A 20,012-nucleotide genomic window follows, 5' to 3' on the forward strand; every position below is an offset into this window, starting at 1 on the left:
CAATAACCTACAATAAAAAATAAAGACTATGGCAAAAGAAATCAAATTCGATATGGAATCTCGCGACCTTCTGAAGAAGGGCGTGGATGCACTGGCAAATGCCGTTAAAGTTACCCTCGGGCCGAAAGGTCGTAACGTTATCCTTAGCAAGACGTACGGAGCTCCGCACATTACCAAGGACGGTGTGAGCGTAGCGAAAGAGATAGAATTGGAGTGCCCGTTCGAGAACATGGGTGCCCAGTTGGTGAAAGAAGTAGCCTCCAAGACCAATGACGATGCCGGTGACGGTACGACTACGGCTACGATCCTCGCCCAGAGCATTATCGGCGTGGGTCTGAAGAACGTTACGGCAGGAGCCAATCCGATGGATTTGAAGCGTGGTATCGACAAGGCTGTAAAGGCTGTGGTAACTCACATCGCAGGTATGGCTAAGGAAGTGGGCGACGACTTCCAGAAGATCGAGCACGTAGCCAAGATCTCTGCCAACGGAGACGAAAACATCGGTAGCCTCATTGCCGAAGCCATGCGCAAGGTGAAGAAAGAAGGCGTTATCACGGTAGAAGAAGCCAAGGGAACCGACACTACGGTAGAAGTGGTGGAAGGTATGCAGTTCGACCGCGGCTACATCTCTCCCTACTTCGTGACGAATACGGATAAGATGGAGGTGCAAATGGAAAATCCTTTCATCCTCATCTACGACAAGAAAATATCCGTGCTGAAAGAGATGCTCCCGATCCTCGAACAAACGGTTCAGACGGGCAAGCCCCTCCTCATCATTGCAGAAGACATCGACAGCGAAGCACTCGCTACCTTGGTTGTAAACCGTCTGCGCGGCAGTCTCAAGATCTGTGCAGTGAAGGCTCCCGGATTCGGCGATCGTCGCAAGGCTATGCTCGAAGACATTGCTATCCTGACGGGCGGAACGGTTATCAGCGAAGAGACCGGTCTGAAGCTCGAAAATGCTACGATGGATATGCTCGGTACAGCTGAGAAAGTAACGGTTGATAAGGACAATACTACTATCGTTAACGGAGCCGGAAACAAAGAAGGCATCGCTTCACGTATCACGCAGATCAAAGCTCAGATCGAGAATACGACCAGCGACTACGACCGCGAAAAGCTGCAAGAACGTTTGGCCAAGCTCGCCGGCGGTGTAGCTGTTCTTTACGTGGGTGCTGCCAGCGAAGTGGAAATGAAGGAAAAGAAGGATCGCGTAGAAGATGCTTTGAGTGCAACGCGTGCTGCAATCGAAGAAGGTACAGTACCCGGTGGCGGTACGGCATACATTCGTGCCATAGCTGCTTTGGAAGGTCTCAAAGGTGAGAACGAAGACGAAACCACAGGTATCGAGATCGTGAAACGCGCCATCGAGGAGCCGCTTCGTCAGATCGTAGCGAACGCCGGTAAAGAGGGTGCCGTTGTGGTACAGAAGGTGAAAGAAGGCAAGGACGACTTCGGCTACAATGCCCGTACGGATGTTTTCGAAAACCTCTACAGCACCGGTGTTATCGACCCGGCCAAAGTAACACGTGTAGCATTGGAAAATGCAGCATCTATCGCAGGTATGTTCCTGACTACGGAGTGCGTTATCGCTGACAAGAAAGAAGATAATCCTGCCGCACCGGCCATGCCCGGAGGTATGGGAGGAATGGGCGGCATGATGTAAACATCGGTGCGAACAGGATGCGTTTTTTGATTCCTTTCGAAAAAAATATCCTGTAGGACATTCATATCACATTACAAGCCGAAGGCTGTGCAGAGGGTTCTCCCTCACTGCACAGCCTTCATTTTGCACTTAACGCACGGTCCTCTCAATACATTGCAACGAACAAATCCGGCACAGTTACTCCAAGTGAGGACACTCGCATTCGAGCATACATTGATGCAGATTAGGACAGAAGACCATGAAATCTCTTGGGCTATCGCTCAGAATCAGATCCTTTCAAACTCTTTGACCAAAAATTCGAGTGAAATTACGCACCTGCAGGGGTTGTGTAAATCAAAAGATATAGTATCTTTGCGGTCGTATTCGGGCAACCCCCGTGTACTACGGAAGTGTGGGTGAGTGGCTGAAACCAACAGTTTGCTAAACTGTCGTACGGGTAACTGTACCACGAGTTCGAATCTCGTCGCTTCCGCATCAGAGAGAGAAGGTCGGTTTTTATCGGCCTTTTTCTCTTTTTTATCGGTCTTTTCCTTGGGTTTTCCGTCAAGCAAAGCACTAACAATTGTCCCTTATTTCTCTACTATTGGCATCGATCTATAGCCATTGGCCGTATTCTTATTGAGAAATGCTCTTTCTGAGGCTTTGGCTTTGTTGAGTTTCCATCGTATTTTTGTAAGCAATGAAAAAGGCTCTTTTTAAAGATTGGCCTATACTCAGTCATCTTGCTCTGATACTGATTATTGGCTATCTCCTGATCTCTGTACTTCACTTAGCCCCTACTCTATTCGGGTACGGACAGGAAGGCTTGCCGTTGCTATTGGCGACAAGCTTATTCAGCGTCGTGGTATTCGGGGGAGGGGCTGTATGGCAAGCCTTTTTATTTTCTGACAGGCCTACATCTTTTTTGGGCCTACAACCGTATCAGATCGATTGGCGCAAAGCAGTACTGCTGTTACTCTCTTATGCCGGATGTCTTTTGGCCGTAGTATTAACGACCAAAGGTATAAAGCTCCTTCTGCCCTTTCTCCCTCCGGCTTGGCAAGAAGAAATCGACCGTAGCGGTGCCCATTATACAAGCCTGATAAAGGAGATGCTGCAGGGAGGCAAGGGTTGGGCTTTGCTTGCTATTGCAATAATACCGGGCATTACGGAAGAATTGTTTTTTAGAGGAGCCGTATTACGCTGGATGCGCCGTGTTACCCGCAATAGATGGCATGCTGCAGTTTGGCTGACTGCCATCGTTTTCAGCATTGCACATCTCGATCTGATGGGATTTTTTCCCCGAATCGTCTTGGGTGCTTATTTGGGTTATGTCTATTATCATACGCACAGTATATATGTTCCCATGGCTCTACATGTTTTGAATAATGCTATCGCCTTATGCTCCCTTTCCTTAGACAGATAGCTGCCCACTACTACAAAGAGTACGGCGAAGATATTCACCGACTTTGTTTCGTCTTTCAGGGAAGACGAGCCGGCCTTTTTTTCAAACGTCATCTGTCGGGGATTAGCGCAAAGCCTTTGTTTGCACCTCGCACCACGAATCTGAAGGATTTGCTGCTGGGGCTGTCTCCCTATAAAGAGCTTGACAGAACGGCCTTGCTATTCGAGCTATACAATACTTACAAAGAGATATGGCCTCAGGCGGAACCTTTCGATCAGTTTATTTTTTGGGGCGATATTATCCTGAAAGACTTTAATGAGATAGACAAACACCTCGTATCGGCCAAAGCCTTATACAGCAATCTGAAAGACTTTCGGGAGATGGAGAACGATTTTTCATTTTTGAGCGAAAAACAGATAGCAGCCATTCGCAGTTTTTGGGAATCCTTTTCTCCAGCAAGCGGCCAAATGGAGAATGGATGTCAGCAGAGTTTTCTGGATTTCTGGAAGCTATTGTCCCCGCTTTACATTCGGTTCAACCAACGTCTTGCAGACCAAGGCAACGGATACCATGGGATGATCCTTCGCCATACAGTTGATCGCCTCCGGCAAAGAGAAACATCGGTACGAGAGCTGCTCTCATCTGCAGACAGAGGGGGGAATGCAGATCCTGATAAATATGTCTTTGTCGGTTTGTTCGCCCTTTCCCCTGCCGAGGAATATATTCTCGTTCGTATAAAAGCGGAAGGCATATGTGATTTTTGCTTTGATGACGACCTCTCTCTATTGCATTCGGCAGGCAATCTTACCGGCACTATTCTGGATCATAACAAAGAGATTTTCGGGAAACAGACTCCGTGGCAAGAGTCTTCCGAGAATGGTCAAACAAGCTCATTGGAAGACAAACCGGCTCCTGATATCAGGATCATACGTACCGCCTCCGAGATTGTTCAGGCCAAACTTTTGCCACAGCTGATCGAGGAGTTATACCCTGAAGGCTATTCTGACAAAGAAGGAATACAAACAGCTATCATTCTTCCCGATACAGGAATGTTGATGCCCGTATTGAACAGTCTGGCCGAGACTGTAGGACGTATCAATGTGACTATGGGCTATCCTCTCTCTCAAAGTGCCATTTCCATTTTTGTCGAGAAGTGGATCAGGGTACAGGCAGAAATCCGTCTTATTCAAAAAGTTCCTCATTTTCGGACAGATGCTGTTCTTGACTTGCTCAATAGTGTTCTTCTCACTCCCTTATTGACAGATCATTCGCGTGATCTCCTCTCGAATAGGGAGGTAACCAAGCAGTACTACGTACCGGAGGAAAGACTTTGGGGCGATGAACTGACCAATCTGCTTTTTAGCCGGCCGGATAGTGGGCAGCAGCTACTCGACCGGTTGTTCCTACTCCTTGAAAAAATTGCCGAAAGCATGCTCTTTCAACCAGCCGATTCGGAGTATGACCAATCGGAGGAGACCAATAATATGGAGTTGGAGCAGATCTATCACTATCGCAATATACTGAACAGGCTCAGAGGACTGGTCGAATCCTATGCCATGGATATGTCAGTTCGTTCTGCAGCTCTTCTGTTGCAAGGATTGGTATCCGGAGTGAGCATCCCATTCGAGGGAGAACCTCTGGTCGGCCTGCAAATCATGGGAATAGATCAAACGCGATCTTTGGATTTCAAACATCTGATCATTCTCTCTGTCAACGAGGGTAAACTCCCATCGCGTGTCTATGAAACGACAATGATACCATACACATTGCGCAGAGGGTATGGGCTTCCGGTCAATGAGGTAAACGAAGCCACTCAATCTTATGATTTTTTCCGTCTCATTCAGCGAGCCGAAAGTGTAACGATGCTGTACGATGCTCGTTCGGACCAGCTTGGGGGAGGAGAGGAAAGCCGTTATATCCGACAGATGCGTTTCCTTTTCGATATGCCTCTAAAGGTACAGGAATTGCACCTGACGGGTTCGCTTCCACATAGTCCTGCTATATGTGTCAGGAAGGAAGGAGAAGTGCTGACGAAACTGCACCGATTCCTCGAATACGATAACGAAGAATCACTCGATCCGGAAGAACGTCTATCCGCCCTTTCGGCCAGCAGCATCAATACCTATGTGGCTTGCCCTCTTCGTTTTTATTTTGAAAACGTCAGAGGGATTCGAGAGGAGAATGCTTCCGATGAACTGATGGCCGCCAATGATTTCGGTACCGTGGTGCATCGTTCCATGGAGTTGATCTACAAGCCTTGTTGCGGTGGTGGGATAGTTTCTTCGGATATTTTATCTCGGTGGTTGGATCCGAAGAATGCAACTATCGCGAGGATAGTAAGGCAAGCATACACGGAAGAATATCTCCGATCGGCCAATACACAGGGAGCTTTGTCGGGATTGAATCATCTTTATTGCATCATGATAGAGAAGTATGTACGGCGGATCTTGGAGCATGACAAATCATTGGCTCCCTTTCGCTACATAGACTCGGAGCGCAGAGTCAAAGGCAGCTTCTCCCTTAGCAATGGTAGCCGGGTTCGGTTACACGGAATCATAGACCGCATTGATGAGTTGAATGAGGAATGTCGGCGCATAGTGGACTACAAAAGTGGAGATACCACCACAGAGCTTGGCTCATGGGACCTTATGTTCCAACACCCGATAGCAGGAAAAAGCAAAAAACATCCGACGGCCATAGCTCAAACTCTCTTATATGCTCTCATGGCCAAGATGCAAATGGAGAACGAAGGAGAGGGTTCCGAACTCCCTCTGTGTCCGACGATATATGGCTTTAAGGAGCTGTACAAGCAGAAAGAGGATTACACGGGTGTGGTCGTTCTCAAGGAAGTGGGGAAAGCAATTGAGCAGATTACGGATTTTGATCAAATTTGCGAAATGTTCGAAGAGAGGTTGCGAACTTGCTTGGACGAATTGTTCGATCCCGATATTCCTTTTACAGAAACCGAAGACATACGGACTTGCAGCTATTGCCCATTCGCAAGTTTATGCGGAAAATAATACAAAGTACTCTCATATTGGTAATTCACAATGGCAAAAAAATATCTAAGCACACTGAAAGTATCGGCCGGACTATTCTCCGCCATCTTGATTGTCTTATTGGCCAGCGGACTTCTGGCCAATGCACAGACAGTTAGCACGGAGACGAAAGATCAAGGTCTGCAGATGAGCCTCTTGATCTCTTCTCCTTCTACAGAAGCGGTATACACTCGCTACGGTCATGTCGCATTCAGGATTCTCAATCCCGTACAAGGGACGGATATTGCTTACAATTATGGCATGTTCGATTATAACGAACCTAATTTCATACTTCGATTTGTACGAGGCGAAACGGATTATTACGTTGAAGCTCTTTATACATCCTATTATGTGGAAGAATACCTTCGGAGCGGAAGAGGAATCGTGGAATTAGTATTGAATCTCACACAGGAAGAGATCGAAAAAGCTGAGCGGTATTTGGCATGGAATATTCGCCCCGAGAATAAACGATACCGCTATAATATCTTTTATGACAACTGTGCTACCCGCCTTATCGAGATCATAAAAGAAACCACAGGAGCTACCTTGCAAATCCCTCATGAGGGTGAGGAGAGAAAGTGGAGACAGCTGATCGATGAATGCTGTACCGATGCCCCTTGGGTCAAGTTCGGCATCGATCTGGCTCTCGGGGCGAAAACAGATACCTATGCCAATCCGGAGGAGCAGTTATTCCTGCCGAATAGAATGTTGGATCTGCTACCACGTACCACTCTACTCTATCCCAATGGTCGATCAACACCACTCATCAGGGATACCAAAGAGTGGTTTCCGGCTAAGCCGGCCAGTATGGAACCTGCGGAGGAGGGCTGGCCTACACCTTTATTAGCTTCTATAGCTTTGCTGATAGTTTCTATTGCAGTAGCTGTTTGGGATGTCCGTCGCAAGGATATATGCTATGTATATGACTCTATCTTATTAGCCATTATGGGGTTATCGGGATGTGTTATTTTCATTCTGTCATTTTTCTCAGAACATCCGCATACCAACCCGAATTACAATCTTTTCCTGCTTCATCCCCTTCATCTGCTTATCGGGTTGCCTCTGACTGTGGTACCGCTCTTTCACCGAGCAGGCTTTGTCTATCATTTTATTAACTTTGCAGAGCTAAGTTTGATCGGTTTGGCAATATGGTTTTTGCCCCAACAAGTAGTGCTCCCGCTCTATGTGGCCGGCATTGCTCTATGGTTGCTTTCCGCTCGCTGGATATTGGTAAATAGATGGAGAAAGAACGTTCGGTGAAACGACTTGTAACGACCCTTTTGGCCGTATTGACTATAGGGAATGTTACAGTACAGGGGCAATCGGTTCATCCCAAGCTGGTGGTGGTAATTACCATTGACCAGTTGAGAGGTGATCTCCTCTCGTTTTGCCGCTCGCAATATGGCACAGGTGGATTTAATCATCTGCTGCAGGATGGACTTGTTTTTAGCAACGTAGACTTCGGATTCGATGGGGTAGACGAAGCATCGGCTATTGCAGGTATATATACCGGCACCTATCCTAATCGTCACAGTATTACAGGCAGTACTGTATTCGACAGAGAAAAAAACAAGTCGGTATCCATTTTGGAAGACAAAAACTTCTTAGGCAATTATACATCTGAACATCTGTCTCCTCTCAAGCTCACTTCCGGTACTATCGGCGATGAACTACGGAGTGCAACGGATGGAAGGAGCAAGGTTTATGCGATAGCACCGAATGCCGTAGCAGCAATCGTAGCTGCAGGTCAGTCTGGAAATGGTGCATTCTGGATCGAAGATCGTAAGGGGATGTGGGCTACGACTACCTACTACAAAGATTTCCCTTGGCACATCGATAAGTTCAACTCCTCGGCCGACTCTCCCTCTTCTAAAATAAGCAGTGTTGTATGGACTCCTATGTCCTCGCCCCAATCTTTGCCTGTGGGTGGAGATCCCGTTGCCTTTTCTCACAAATTCAGTCATTCCAACATCAGTCTTTTCAAACAATCTGCTCCGATCAATGAAGAAGTCACGACTTTGGCTCTCCGGCTGATCGAGTATGGAGGATTGGAACTTGCCAAACAGCCCAATCTGCTATCGCTCACTTATTATGCAGGAAGATACCCTGCCAAACATCAGAGTGAGCATCAGGCCGAGATGGTGGACACGTACCGTCGCTTGGATGCTCAACTTGCTCGCCTGTTCACAGCTTTGGACAAAAAGATTGGCTTGGCAAACTGCATAATAGCCCTGAGTGGAACAGGCCACTTCAATAGTTCGATCCCGGAGGAAAGCGTATTCCCCCATAAGCGTCATCGCTACTTCAGTCCAAAGCGATGCAAAGCTTTGATCAATATGTATTTGATGGCTCTTCACGGACAGGGACAATGGGTCTTGGATTATGCAGATGGTCAGTTGATTCTGGACAAAAAACTGGCAGAAAAGAAACAGGTCGATATGCGTCGGCTTCAATCAGAAGTGGCAGAATTTGCCCGACAGATGAGCGGTGTACGACTTGCATTGCCGGCGCACGAAATAGGTTCGGGAGCAATTAACGAAGAAGCGAATCGTTTTGTTCGTTCGTTCCGATTGGGGCAATCTGCGGATGTATGTTTGCAATTACAAGGAGGATGGATAGAAGGAGAAGAGGAGGCATCCTCGAATTCGGATCACAAACAAATACGCTATAATGCTGTAGCAGCTCCTTTTATCTTGGTGGTACCCGGCATAAAAGGACAAAAAGTGCAGCGAACTATTTCTTCGACAGAGATAGCTCCCACCTTGGCGTATATCCTCCGCATACGTCCTCCGACAGAGGCTCGTGCCTTGCCATTACCCGAAGTGGCTCTCTGAACATACTATTCGGGAAGAAGAGAAAGGAGTCTTTCGCTCTTACGCGGGTACTCCGCACATATCATAACAGCTACAAAAAATACAATAAGATAAATGGGATTCAACGAATTCATGTCGAAGCTTTTCGGCAACAAATCGCAGCGTGACTTGAAAGAGGTAAAACCTTTCGTGGACAAAATCAAAGTTGCATATGGCGAAATCGAACGGCTGTCAGACGACGATCTTCGCGGACGTACAGCCATCTTGCGCCAAAAGATACAAGACTATGTAAAAGACGAGAGAGCAGAAATCGACAAGCTGAAAGTCGAGGTGGAAGGCAAGGACTTGGACGAACGAGAGGAGATTTGGGCTAAAGTAGACAAGCTCGAAAAAGAGATTTTGGACAAAATGGAAGTCGTTTTGGATGAAATTCTCCCCGAAGCATTTGCTATTATCAAAGATACTGCTCGCAGATTCGCCCAAAACGAAACTATTCGAGTCAAAGCCACTGATCTTGATCGTGACCTCGCAATCAACCATGATTTCGTCTCGATCGAGGGAGATACCGCCGTCTACCAAAACCACTGGGTGGCAGGAGGCAATGAAATCTTGTGGGACATGATTCACTATGATGTTCAGCTCATCGGTGGTACAGTCTTACACAAAGGAAAAATTGCCGAAATGGCTACCGGTGAGGGAAAGACATTGGTAGCTACCCTACCCGTATTCCTCAATGCTCTGACTGGTAACGGCGTGCATGTAGTGACGGTCAATGACTACCTTTCTAAACGTGACTCGGAATGGATGGGGCCACTGTATATGTTCCATGGTTTGACCGTGGATTGTATAGATAAGCACCAGCCCAATTCGGATGCCCGCCGCAAGGCCTATAATGCAGATATTACATTTGGCACCAATAACGAATTCGGCTTCGACTACTTGCGCGACAATATGGCCACGAGTCCTAAGGACTTGGTACAGCGTAAGCACAACTACGCCATAGTCGACGAGGTGGATTCCGTATTGATCGATGACGCCCGAACTCCTTTGATTATTTCCGGCCCTACTCCCAAAGGTGAAGATCAGTTGTTCGAGGAGTTTTTGCCCAATGTGGAGAAAGTTGTCGAGGCACAGCGTAAACTTTGTTCACAATTACTTATCGATGCCAAGAATAAGATGGCATCTGAGGATAAGAAAGAACAGGAAGAGGGTTCTTTGCTACTCTATCGTTCGTTCAAGGGTCTTCCCAAAAATAAACAGTTGATCAAGTATCTGAGCGAACCCGGCATCAAGAGCTCCATGCTGAAGACCGAAGAAGCATACATGGCTGAAAACATGAGGAATATGCATTTGGTCACAGACGAATTGTATTTCATCATAGATGAAAAGCGTAATAGCGTAGAGCTTACTGAGAAAGGTATCGACCTTCTGACGTCCCGTACAGATGACCCGAAATTCTTCGTCTTGCCTGATATTGCAGCTGAGTTATCCGCTTTGGACAATATGGAATCCGATGCAGAAAAACGTCGCGAAGCCAAGGATGAGATCATAGCCAACTATTCGATCAAGAGCGAGCGTGTACATACTGTCAATCAGTTGCTCAAAGCCTATGCCCTCTTCGAAAAGGATGATCAATACGTGGTCATGGACAATAAGGTGCTCATCGTAGACGAGCAGACCGGACGTATCATGGACGGACGTCGATATTCGGATGGCCTCCATCAGGCTATCGAAGCCAAAGAGCATGTGAAAGTAGAGGCTGCAACACAGACATTTGCAACTATCACTTTGCAGAACTATTTCCGCATGTATCATAAGCTGGCAGGGATGACCGGTACTGCTGAAACTGAAGCGGGAGAGCTTTGGGACATCTACAAACTGGACGTTGTAGTTATTCCGACAAACAAGCCTATCGCCCGTAAGGATATGAATGATCGTATCTATAAGACGGCACGTGAAAAATATGCAGCAGTTATCGAAGAGATTGTACGTCTTGTCGAAGAGGGCAGACCTGTACTTGTCGGTACTACTTCGGTGGAAATATCCGAATTGTTGAGCCGTATGTTACGCTTGCGTGGCATCCAACACAATGTACTCAATGCCAAATTGCATCAGAAGGAGGCCGAGATTGTAGCTCAGGCCGGTCAGAAAGGAACTGTTACCATCGCAACAAACATGGCCGGTCGTGGTACCGACATCAAGCTCTCTGCCGAGGTTAAGAAAGCCGGGGGTTTGGCTATCATTGGTACGGAAAGGCACGAATCCAGACGAGTGGACAGACAGCTTCGTGGTCGTTCCGGCCGTCAGGGTGATCCCGGTTCGTCCATATTCTATGTTTCACTTGAAGATCATCTGATGCGCCTCTTTGCCACAGAAAAGATTGCATCATTGATGGATCGTTTAGGTTTCAAGGAAGGAGAAGTGCTCGAAAACAACATGCTGAGTAAGTCCGTGGAGCGTGCTCAAAAGAAGGTGGAAGAGAACAACTTCGGTATCCGTAAACATCTGCTTGAGTACGATGATGTAATGAATTCGCAGCGTGAAGTCATTTATACCCGTCGCCGTCATGCTTTGATGGGAGAGCGTATCGGTATGGATGTACTCAATACCATATACGACGTATGTAAGGCTCTGATTGACAATTATGCAGAAGCCAATGATTTCGAAGGCTTCAAGGAAGATCTGATGCGTGCACTCGCGATAGAATCTCCTATCACGCAAGAAATATTCAGAGGTAAGAAAGCAGAAGAGCTGACCGATATGCTTTTCGATGAAGCTTACAAGTCTTTCCAACGTAAAATGGATCTGATCGCAGAAGTGGCCCACCCTGTGGTTCATCAGGTATTCGAGACCCAAGCCGCCGTGTACGAGCGCATTCTAATCCCCATTACAGATGGTAAACGTGTCTATAACATAGGATGCAATTTGCGTGAAGCGGATGAAACTCGAGGGAAAAGCATCATCAAAGAATTTGAGAAAGCTATCGTACTGCATACTATCGATGAGTCTTGGAAAGAACATCTGCGTGAGATGGACGAGCTTCGTAATTCCGTTCAGAATGCCAGCTACGAAAACAAAGATCCACTACTTATCTATAAACTCGAATCTTACGAACTGTTCCGCAAGATGGTAGAAGCCATGAACCGTAAGACCGTAGCGATCCTAATGCGTGCTCGGATACCGGTACCGGAGGCTCCTTCCCAAGAAGAGCTGGAACACAGGCGGCAAATAGAAATCCGACATGCAGCCGAGCAACGTACGGACATGAGTAAGTATCGGACACAAAAAGACGATATAGAAGCCCAGCAGAAAGCACAAAGGGATGCGGCAAGCAGACCTCAGGGTGCAGCTGCTCCCCAGACACCGATAAGAAACGAGAATAAGATCGGGCGAAATGATCCTTGTCCTTGCGGTAGTGGCAAAAAGTTCAAACAGTGCCACGGGCGTAACCTGTAAAAAGATTTATGAGAGAATCACCGACTATGGTATAGAATAGTCTGTGATTCTCTTTTTATTTTTTCTCTCCTAACCGCATATAAAAAAGACTATGATCCTATCTATGACCGGATTCGGCAAGCATACGATTCAATTCGCCGATAAAAAAATAACTGCGACCATCAAGTCGCTCAATAGCAAACAGTTCGATCTATCAACCAAGATTTCCAGCCGTTACCGTGATAGAGAACTACCTCTCAGGGCTTTGGTTTCGGCCGACATCAGACGGGGGAAAGTGGATCTCAGCCTGTTTCTCGAGGAATCCGGTAGTACGGATGTTGTATCTCAGATATTCGATACAGAAAAGATGTCCTCTTATTTCTTCCAACTCAAGGAATTCGGCGAAAAGATGGGAGTGGAAGTACCCGCAGGAGGATGGTTCGAACAGCTACTTCGGATCCCCGGAGTCATTCAGATAGATGAAGATAAAGAAGAAGAAATTCCAGAAGATGAATGGGCTGTCGTAATTGAAACTTGTCGGAGAGCCCTTGATCAGCTAATCGGATTCCGCGAGCAGGAGGGTGCTATGCTGGAGCAGGTGTTCACGGAGAAAATATCTAATATCTCTTCTTTGCTTCTGCAAATCGAACAGTATGAACCCGAGAGGATCCAACGAATCAAAGAGCGGATAGAAGAGAACCTAACCAAAATATCAGAGAAAGACTACGACAAGAACAGATTCGAACAAGAGATGATTTATTATATCGAAAAGTTGGATGTAAATGAAGAGAAGCATCGCTTGCGGAATCATCTTTCTTATTTTCTCCAAACCATGCAAGGCGAGCCCGGACAAGGAAAAAAACTCAGCTTCATTGCACAAGAAATCGGCAGAGAAATCAATACGCTCGGCTCCAAAAGCAATCATGTGGAGATGCAGCAAATCGTCGTGCAGATGAAAGACGAATTAGAACAGATTAAAGAGCAGGTACTGAACGTATTATAGCCATTCCACTACATATTTAGACAAAATTCCCCATGACCAAACTAATCATCATCTCGGCCCCATCCGGAACAGGTAAGAGCACCGTTATCGAACGACTTCTTACGGACAGAGAGCTTAACCTTCATTTCTCTATTTCTGCAACCAGCCGTGCACCTCGTGGAGAAGAGCAGAATGGACGAGAGTATTACTTCTTGTCTCCGGAAGAATTCAGACGAAGAATAGAGGCCAACGAATTCGTAGAGTACGAAGAGGTGTACAGAGACAAATACTATGGCACGCTCAAAAGTGAGGTAGAGCGGATCCTGAAAGAAGAGAAAAATGTCATTTTCGACGTTGATGTCGTTGGAGCACAGAGCATCAAGAAATATTATGGAGATAGGGCATTGGCTATCTTTATTTTGCCTCCTTCTATAGAAGAGCTGCGTTCTCGTCTGCAAAAACGAGGTACGGACTCTATGGAAACTATTAAGCAGCGCGTGGACAAGGCCGAGAAAGAAATCGGTTATGCACATCTTTTCGACCTGCGCTTTGTAAATGATGATTTGGTTACTTGTGTGGAACAGATAAGGAAGGCGATTGCCCAATTCTTAGCCAAATAATAGTTTCTCTTCCTACAAGATGGTTCTTAATTACATTTTCGTAGCTTTTTTCCTCGTTTCGCTCATTGTGGCACTCGTTCGATTGATAGCTTTCGGCGATGTGTCCGTATTCGATGAGATGGTGCAGGCTTCTTTCAGCCAGTCGAAGAATGCCTTTGAGATAGCCCTTGCACTGACCGGTGTACTCGCTCTGTGGCTCGGTCTGATGAAAATAGCAGAACGAAGTGGCCTTATAAGCAAGCTGGCACAGATCAGTTCACCTGTTCTAAGCCGATTATTCCCTTCTGTACCTAAGGGCCATCCCGCACTGGGCAATATCTTCATGAATATATCGGCCAACCTGTTAGGCCTTGACAATGCTGCTACCCCCCTCGGTATCCGTTCGATGGAGAGTTTGCAAACGATCAATCAGCAAAAAGATAAAGCCAGCGATGCCATGATTATGTTCTTGGCCATCAATGCCAGTGGACTTACGCTGATTCCCTCTTCCATCATGGCCTATCGCCTACAGGCCGGGGCGGCAAATCCTGCCGACATCTTTGTCCCGGTTCTGATTGCCACGTTTGCTTCCACATTGGTCGCCATCCTTGCAGTAGGGGTCAAGCAGCGTATCGATTTCTTCCAAAAACCTCTTCTTCTTTTTCTTCTTTCCTCTCTTCTCTTTATCGGAGGGGTAATCTATGCAGGACGGACTCTGCCTCCGGAAACATTCAGCAGTATCAGCACTGCATTTGCATCCATTCTTCTGTTTGGAATAATGTGCGGATTCGTCGTCAGTGGACTGCGTGCGCGCATCAATGTGTATGATGCCTTTATCGAAGGGGCAAAAGATGGTTTCGGTACGGCTGTGACCATCATTCCCTATCTGCTGGCCATGCTGGTCGGTATCGGTATATTCAGAGCTTCCGGTGCCATGGATCTGATCACTGAAGGCTTGCGCGGACTGGTCGGCTTTTGGGGAGGAGATATGAAGTTTGTGGAAGGAATCCCGACCATGCTAATGAAACCACTTAGCGGAAGTGGAGCCAGAGGGCTCATGGTCGATGCCATGCAGACGTACGGAGCCGACAGCTTTGTCGGCCGTCTATGCAGTATTGTACAGGGCTCCAGCGATACCACGTTCTACGTCGTAGCCCTCTACTATGGAGCCGTCAAAATACGCAATACACGTTATACGGTGAGCTATTCCCTTTTGGCCGATTTGGCCGGAGCGCTGACAGCCATTGCTGTCACTTATATTTTCTTTGGTTGAGGGTACGGTGACCGAGCAAAACGATAATTAAGACAATGGCAAAAATCAATTTCTATGCTGAAGGCGTCAGCCTTCCTCGGATCAGAAGACGGATCGTCGGTAAGTGGATAGCCGAAGTATGCAGCCGATATGGGAAAGCGGTGGGAGAAATCTCCTATCTTTTCTGTGATGACGAATATATCCTGAAAGCCAATCAGGAATTTCTCGATCATGACTACTACACCGACATCATCACCTTCGATTCCTGCGAAGCGGATACGGTGAATGGCGACCTGCTTATCAGTCTCGATACCGTACGCTCGAATGCCCGTGCTCTTGATCTTCGATACGAAGACGAACTACATCGTGTCATTATCCACGGCATACTGCATCTTTGCGGATTGAAAGACAAGAGCAAAAAGGATGAAGCCCAAATGCGAGCAGCCGAAGAGGAAGCCCTTGTCATGCTGCAAGAAACCATCGGATCGGAGCTTTCCCTATTGCATACATGATCACATTTCTCCCTCTATGAGACCTAAGCAGTGGATCAAGAATCTGATCGTATTCCTACCCCTGTTTTTCGGACACAGGATTGGTGATACGGAAGCCTTGCTAAGGCTGACCATACTCCTGATAGCATTTTGTTCGGCATCGAGTGCAGTCTATCTCTTCAATGATATTTGCGATAGAGCGATCGACCGCCTGCATCCCGTCAAATCGAGACGCCCTATTGCCAGCGGAGCATGGAGTCTCTCCAAAGCTTATATACTGATAGCTCTACTTGTGGTTTTGGCTTGCGGAGTGATATTGTTATTCCTTTCTTTCCCTTTTGCCGTCTATGCCCTGATCTCTATAGTACTTTATCTTTTGCTGAATCTTTTCTATTCACTGAAAGGCAAACACATCCCCATCGTGGATGCTTTCCTCGTAGCTTTCGGCTTTCTGATCAGATTGTATGCGGCCGGAGCAGTGAGCGGAGTACCCATTTCCCATTGGTTGGCTTTGATGACGCTCTTCCTATCCTTGCTGCTCGCCTTCGGCAAGAGGAAAGAAGACCTGCGTCTGCTGCAGGAGACGGCTCTTTCATCGCGTCCTGTCGTCAAACATTATACGGATGGATTCCTCAATGTCCTACTGGCCATTCTCTCGGCTACGATCATTATACTCTATACCCTCTATGCCACAGACGGCGAAGTCATATCGAGGAACGGCCCGTATCTGTACGTATCTGTCTTTCCCGTTGCCACCGGACTTTTCCATTATCTGAGACACGTGATAGTGAAAGGCTGTCATTGCAATCCGACCGATATGCTCTATCAGGACCACGGGCTCCAGCTTTCGGTAGTTGTGTGGATCATTCTTTATTCGATAAGCCCTTATGTCGCATAGGCCCATAGCCATATTCGATTTCGACGGTACGCTGACCCGATGCGATTCTTTGCTTCCCTTTCTGCGGCAAGCCCAGCCGGTTATTCTCTTTTGGCTCAGACTGCCTTTCTATCTGGCCATGTGGATGTGCTACAAACTTCGGCTGGCTCCGGCCGACCGGACAAAAGCAGCCATCCTTTCCACAGTCTTGAAAGGAAAAAGGGAGGTGGAATGCCGGGCAATGGGACAGCGATTCGTGCCTGCTATCGAAAGTCTTCTTCGTCCCGAAGCCCTTCGCTGTTTGGAATGGCATCGCAGCGAAGGACATCGGCTGGTGCTACTGACAGCCTCGCTTCTGCCTTGTGTGGAGCCATGGGCTGAAAAGACGGGGTTTCATACCGTCATTGCTACCCTTCCGGAGATAAAATCCGGCATTCTGACGGGTCGGTTCGAAGGCAATAACTGCAAGGGAAAAGAGAAAATCCACAGGTTGGATCGAGCCTTGCCGCATTGGCGAGATTCGATCTCCTATGGCTATGGCGATAGCCCCTCCGACCGCCCCTTGCTTAGCCTCTGCACACATTCCTACTATAGAAGATTCCCTGCTCTATAGCCTGCCGCCGCGTCCGTATCGTTTGGAGATTGTCGATTCATCGGTGTCCCGATGGGTACCCATTTTCCTACCTGACCACAAACCGCCATCAGAGCAGAAGTTACAACTGTCGATTGGTATTTCCCCTTAGGTTTACACAAGCAGATTTAGCCCTTTGCTCGGGATTCATTCTTCTGTAGTTGTAGAGTTCCGGAGCAATATTCCGAGCCTCTCTTTGTTGTGTATATAGAGAAATATATTTGTGTATATAAGGAAATATATTTCCGTATATAAGAAAATTTATCGGAGTATATACGAAAATATATTTCCGCATATGCGGAAATATCGCCACCTTCTTGGTGCGATAAAAACGCTGACGCTGAACTACTTGGCATCGGAGGTGAGGTATTCTTCGAGGATACGAAGGCGCTCTCCGAATTGCTGAGATGTTTTGACATTTTTTCTTGGTTTGTCGCACCCCCAACTGTCAACTTTTTCAGTACACAACACAACAGTCTCTTGGCGTAATGCCAATAATTCAAAAAGGGCTGTGCCGAATGGATTCCTCGGCACAGCCCTTATTAGAGAATTGCAGTGTGAATTACTTCACTATAACCTTTTCTGTATACGTCTTGCCTTCAGTAGCGATGCGAACGGCATACACGCCGTTTTGTGCTTCGAATACCATGCGGTTCTTAGCAGTAGCTACACGACGGCCGTTCATATCGAAGATCGTCAGCCCGGCAGCAGGACTTTCTACAGTTATCGTCTTACCTGATACAGCTACAGTATAAGGCTTATCATTGGCTACGTCGGCAATAGATGTACCTTCCACTTTCACATCCTTTATCACAGTAACCTTATTGTATCCTACTACGGTGAGCGTCAAGTTCGTTTCATCAGCGATACTCTCATTTAATTTGATGATAGCCTTACCGTCTTTCACGATAGCAGTGCCGACCATATCACCATCGTCAGAGAGCGTAGCGATAGCACCGTTATAGTCGCAAGCTACTTCGAATGTCTGTGCAGAGGCAGAGATATTTGCCGGAGCCGTAACCTGCATTTCGGTCGGGACAAGTGTACGAACGAGCAGCGAGGGGTCGCCGAATACAGTCCATGTGTCGAGCATCTTCTCACCATCCTTTTTATACTTTTCCACCATAGCAAACATACCGTTCATGGTGACACCACCGAAAGTACGCTTGATGTTGTTCGGGTGTTTTTCGCACAGAATTTCGTTCATCTCATCCTGCCCGCGCATAGGAGAAGCCCAAGACTGGTTGATCGTAGACGCTATGATAGCAACAGTACCTGTCGGCTTACCATCTTTTTGTGCACGCATCAGGGCTTCTGCGAAGCAAGGCATGCTGAATAGGAAATCGCCATTCACACAAGCTACGTCGAAAATAAACGGTAGCTGGTTGCTGTTGGTAAGCTGCTTCACATGAGTGGTGCCGAAGTGAGACGTACCCCAAGCTGTTTCGCTACCGTGGCCCGTATAGTTGACCAACGAGATTCCTCCGTTGAAAGCATCAATAATGTTTTTAGGAGTTACTCCCGGATCATAACATTTGATAATCTTGGTATAGCCATACTGGGTAAGCAGATTGGCGATTACATTCTCATGCTGGATATCACTTTCACCATTGTCTGCGGATGGGCCTCCTTCAGCCGAAGCAATACAAAGAGCCTGACCGAGCCATTTGTCTTCCGTGGTTATATTGCGCTCATAGTGAATAGTCCGATCGATTTGTGTCTTCAGATCCTCTTTGCTCTCACATGAGAAACGACCGATGAAGACTTCGTTGTAGTGGTCATTACCTACTATTTGTCCATATACCTGGTCGGATTTGATCCCCGGAGTAATTTTGGCAGGAATATCTTTGTGATCGCCAACCAAAAGAACATAGGTCAAATCATTACCTTCTTTCTCGTATTCTTGCTTAACGAACTGCTGAATAGCATTAGCTGTAACGGGAGAAGCAATATCTTCTGCCACTTTCACCTCGGTACGGAGACCGCGTTGGTTTTTCCAATCAACGAAATCTTTAATATCTCCCTCATACTTTTTGGCTACGATGACGATCATACGACCATTCTCCTTTTCTTCAACAGGCGTATAGCGCGTAGCTTCATAATTCATGAAGACGCTCTTATAGATATCTTCGAAGCCTGTGAAAGTGCTGTTCTTAACCAAGCTAATCGTATTCTGGCCCGCTTCAGCTGTTTCGCTCACAGCTACAACGATTTCCGTATAGATGCGGAGGGTCTTTGTAACAGGGTTATACTGGAGCGGAGCAAAGTTTACTACCTGACCACGTACATCACGCAGGATGAAAGGATCGCTCAGCGTAGCGATTTCGCCCGGGAAGAACTTGTCTTCATTATAGCTCTGTCCGTACACGTAGGGGATTTGATCAGGATTTTCAGCGCGAGAGATAACACCTTTAGAGGGAGCGATCAGCACATCCTTCTTTTCGATGAATTTGGAAGAAACTACCTCTACCTTCATCGCACGTGTTTCAGAAACGGCAAGAGAACGGGAAAGAATGGGCAATATAGGCGTACCTTTCTCCGAGATATTGACACCTTCGGTGAAGGTAGGCACCTGAGCTACCCCTTTGGAGGTCTGTACGTCTGTGAACTGAAGATTGTCCATACGGAATTGCACCTTGGACATAGACTGCTCAGCGGAGAGCAGTCGTACTTGTGGGTTGCGACCGCGCTCTGCCGGCTGTGCAAACGCCATTCCTCCCAACAGAGAGGAGAATGCTACGATCGAAACGATCCTGCTAAAATTCTTTTTCATTTGCTTGAATTAGTTTTTTATTTGTAAAAGAACCATTTTAATTCTTCTGAATTACGATCCGAAATCTCATT

The 20,012-nt window shown here is 47.0% G+C and carries 13 protein-coding genes and 1 tRNA gene; 13 read left to right on the plus strand and 1 reads right to left on the minus strand.

Features of this window, described 5'->3' with window-relative positions; translation table 11 throughout:
- Positions 1-28: 28 nt before the first annotated feature.
- The 13 genes from groL to PGN_RS06995 all read left to right on the plus strand — a co-directional run bounded on the left by groL (position 29) and on the right by PGN_RS06995 (position 17,150).
- A complete protein-coding gene (groL, locus tag PGN_RS06935) occupies positions 29-1,666 on the plus strand; it encodes a chaperonin GroEL (protein ID WP_012458280.1) in 1,638 nt (545 codons plus the stop codon).
- 385 nt (positions 1,667-2,051) lie between these two features.
- Positions 2,052-2,138: transfer RNA gene (locus PGN_RS06940), tRNA-Ser, on the plus strand.
- 207 nt (positions 2,139-2,345) lie between these two features.
- Positions 2,346-3,071, plus strand: coding sequence for a CPBP family intramembrane glutamic endopeptidase (locus tag PGN_RS06945; protein WP_005875091.1), 726 nt, complete (start codon positions 2,346-2,348; stop codon positions 3,069-3,071).
- On the plus strand, positions 3,047-6,070 hold the full coding sequence (locus tag PGN_RS06950; RefSeq protein ID WP_012458281.1) for a PD-(D/E)XK nuclease family protein: 3,024 nt from the start codon (positions 3,047-3,049) through the stop codon (positions 6,068-6,070). Before PGN_RS06945 ends, PGN_RS06950 begins: the two co-directional genes overlap by 25 nt.
- A 30-nt stretch (positions 6,071-6,100) precedes the next feature.
- Positions 6,101-7,348 (plus strand): DUF4105 domain-containing protein, encoded by a 1,248-nt coding sequence (locus PGN_RS06955; RefSeq protein ID WP_012458282.1) that lies wholly within the window; start codon positions 6,101-6,103, stop codon positions 7,346-7,348.
- Positions 7,327-8,922 carry an alkaline phosphatase family protein gene (locus PGN_RS06960; RefSeq protein WP_039417338.1) on the plus strand — a complete coding sequence of 532 codons (1,596 nt, stop codon included), beginning with the start codon at positions 7,327-7,329 and terminating at the stop codon, positions 8,920-8,922. The genes PGN_RS06955 and PGN_RS06960 overlap by 22 nt, the downstream gene beginning before the upstream one ends.
- 93 nt (positions 8,923-9,015) lie before the next feature.
- Positions 9,016-12,357: a preprotein translocase subunit SecA gene (gene secA, locus PGN_RS06965; protein ID WP_012458284.1), complete on the plus strand. Its 3,342-nt coding sequence runs from the start codon at positions 9,016-9,018 to the stop codon at positions 12,355-12,357.
- A 91-nt stretch (positions 12,358-12,448) separates the two neighbouring features.
- Positions 12,449-13,339 (plus strand): YicC/YloC family endoribonuclease, encoded by an 891-nt coding sequence (locus PGN_RS06970; protein ID WP_039417340.1) that lies wholly within the window; start codon positions 12,449-12,451, stop codon positions 13,337-13,339.
- 32 nt (positions 13,340-13,371) lie between these two features.
- A complete protein-coding gene (gmk, locus tag PGN_RS06975; protein WP_012458286.1) occupies positions 13,372-13,938 on the plus strand; it encodes a guanylate kinase in 567 nt (188 codons plus the stop codon).
- Positions 13,939-13,957: 19 nt separating this feature from the next.
- Entirely contained in the window at positions 13,958-15,190 is a 1,233-nt protein-coding gene (locus PGN_RS06980; protein ID WP_012458287.1) for a nucleoside recognition domain-containing protein, read from the plus strand.
- Between the two features lie 35 nt (positions 15,191-15,225).
- Positions 15,226-15,681 (plus strand): rRNA maturation RNase YbeY, encoded by a 456-nt coding sequence (ybeY, locus tag PGN_RS06985; protein ID WP_012458288.1) that lies wholly within the window; start codon positions 15,226-15,228, stop codon positions 15,679-15,681.
- A 16-nt stretch (positions 15,682-15,697) separates the two neighbouring features.
- Complete coding sequence (locus PGN_RS06990) at positions 15,698-16,558, plus strand: decaprenyl-phosphate phosphoribosyltransferase (RefSeq protein WP_012458289.1); 861 nt, start codon at positions 15,698-15,700, stop codon at positions 16,556-16,558.
- Complete coding sequence (locus tag PGN_RS06995; protein ID WP_012458290.1) at positions 16,548-17,150, plus strand: HAD-IB family hydrolase; 603 nt, start codon at positions 16,548-16,550, stop codon at positions 17,148-17,150. Before PGN_RS06990 ends, PGN_RS06995 begins: the two co-directional genes overlap by 11 nt.
- A 580-nt stretch (positions 17,151-17,730) precedes the next feature.
- Here the strand turns inward: PGN_RS06995 and rgpB are convergent.
- Entirely contained in the window at positions 17,731-19,941 is a 2,211-nt protein-coding gene (gene rgpB, locus PGN_RS07000; protein WP_012458292.1) for an Arg-gingipain RgpB, read from the minus strand.
- Positions 19,942-20,012 lie beyond the last annotated feature (71 nt).

Origin of the sequence: Porphyromonas gingivalis ATCC 33277 (assembly GCF_000010505.1) — a bacterium.
Taxonomy (GTDB): Bacteria; Bacteroidota; Bacteroidia; order Bacteroidales; family Porphyromonadaceae; genus Porphyromonas; species Porphyromonas gingivalis.